This window comes from Nostoc sp. CHAB 5715 (assembly GCF_020829685.1).
Lineage (GTDB): Bacteria > Cyanobacteriota > Cyanobacteriia > Cyanobacteriales > Nostocaceae > Nostoc.
In genome coordinates, this window is the sequence record NZ_JAIVFR010001156.1 from 1 (window position 1) to 2133 (window position 2133).

The window sequence follows — 2133 nt, forward strand, 5'->3', positions numbered from 1 at the left end:
GAAACCATGCTTACGATGTATGACTTACCCAGTGAATTAATTGGGGACTCAGGTTTGCCAGATGAATTTCACTGCATTCAGGCGGATTTGCTCAGTGAGACTTGTCAGCCTCTGACTTATCCATCTGAGGAAATTTTACTTGCTAGAGATTTGAATCTTTACTACGACCCCCGCCATACTCTGTGGTATAAGCGTCCTGATTGGTATATGGTTTTAGGAGTACCTAACGCTAGCGAGCAGCAAGACCTACGCTTAAGTTACGTCATTTGGCAAGAGGGGGTTGTTCCATTTTTAGTAGTTGAATTACTTTCACCAGGTACAGAACAAGAAGACTTAGGAAAAACACTGCGGGAAGTCAACCGACCCCCAACAAAGTGGGAAGTATATGAACGCATTTTGCGGGTTCCCTACTATGTTGTTTATGATCGCTATGAAAATCGTTTGCGTGCTTTTCAACTCATAGGCACTCGCTACGAGGCAATATCTTTACCAGAAAACCGCTTATGGTTGGAAGAGTTAGAACTAGGATTGGGTCTTTGGCAAGGTTCTTATCAGCAGACAACAGGTTTGTGGTTGCGTTGGTATAATGCTACGGGCTGGGTATCAACGCGAGGAGAAAAAGCTGAACAAGAGCGCCAACGGGCTGAACAAGAGCGCCAACGGGCTGAACAAGAACATCAACGGGCTGAACAAGAATATCAACGTGCAGAGCGATTGGCAGAGTATTTGCGATCGCAGGGAGTTGATCCAAATAATCTACCGTAGTAAGTTGTAACAGATGTGATGGTAATTTTTGATGTGTCGCTTGGGGGCTGGGATGAGTATTTGCTCACTGGGAGTTGATGCAGATAATTTGACTTAGTTAATAGAGTAGCGCTTGATCATCCAATAAGTAGACATCCTGAAAAAGATTGTATTTGACTTATAATCATTTGTATGATAATTTAAGCCTGCTGTTTTGTGGTAGAGAGTTCTAGGAACCAATTGATAAATTAACTAGTTTTGCCGGGGTAGTGTGTGGTTAAGAGTATAAAAATGGTGATTAGTAACTTAATATGTTTAACAGTGCAAAGTTTGTACAATAAAGTTTTTCATTGTTAAGGTAATGTGGCAAAGTCCGCTTCAATAGTATAAAATTCGCGAATAACTTGCCTGTGGTGTATGGTAGTTTTTAAACATGATAATTTCGCTCAAAGGTAATTCAACTTGGTTGCAAGTGCGCCGCTATTGGGAATTGTTGCATGTCTTGGTATCGCGTAACCTGAAAGTACGTTATCGAGGTTCACTTCTGGGAGTTTATTGGTCACTGTTAAACCCGTTGATTATGACGGGTTTATACGCTGCAATTTTTGGAAAAGCCTTTGCGTTGTATTACGAAAACTCAATATTTAACTATGCTTTGGCAGCTTTTACTGGGCTAGTGGTAATCAATTTCTTCTCAGCTTCAACCTCTCAGGCATTGAGTAGCGTAGTAGGTAATGGCTCACTTTTGAATAAAATTAGTTTACCAGTCAGCATTTTTCCGGTATCAATGATTGCAGCGAATGTATTTCAGTTTGCCGTCGGCGTGTTGCCATTGTTGACAGTAATTACTTTTGTCAATTCTAAAAATTTAGTAAATGTGCTAGCGTTACTGCTTCCATTTCTGGCGTTAGTCTTGGTTTGTACAGGAGTTGGGTTTTTGGTCAGTGCTTTATACGTATTTTTTAGAGATTTACCTTATTTTTACGAGTTAGTTGTATTTGTACTTTGGCTCAGTAGTCCTGTTTTTTATCCAGCAGCTATTGTTTCCCCACAGGTAAAACCGTTTTTAGCCTTAAATCCGTTATCCCCAATTATTGAAAGTTTACGTCAGATTACATTATCAGGAGCGCCACCAAATTTAGGTTTAATTTGGGGTGCATTACTCAGTGGCATAATTATTTTGTCTTTGGGATGGACTTGTTTTCACTTGTGGCGACATCAATTTATGGATTTGCTGTAGATGGAAGTAATTCGTCTAGATCAAGTTTCGCTGTGGCGACGGACTCAAGAAGAGTTTTCTTACGACCTCAAGAAAACGCTTCTATCTATTGTAGAAGGTAAGTATCGCCAGCCAGCAAAAAAATTGGTGATAGATCAAATTAATTTAGT

2 protein-coding genes and 1 pseudogene are annotated in these 2133 nt (G+C 40.1%); all 3 read left to right on the plus strand.

Going from position 1 to position 2133, the window contains the following annotated elements; translation table 11 throughout:
- Nucleotides 1–765 (plus strand): Uma2 family endonuclease (locus LC574_RS37120; protein WP_229458623.1); only part of this gene is annotated, 765 nt, incomplete at its 5' end.
- A 412-nt stretch (nucleotides 766–1177) separates the two neighbouring features.
- Entirely contained in the window at nucleotides 1178–1984 is an 807-nt protein-coding gene (locus LC574_RS37125) for an ABC transporter permease (RefSeq protein ID WP_229458624.1), read from the plus strand.
- Nucleotides 1985–2133: pseudogene (locus tag LC574_RS37130) on the plus strand (ABC transporter ATP-binding protein); the annotation flags it as partial.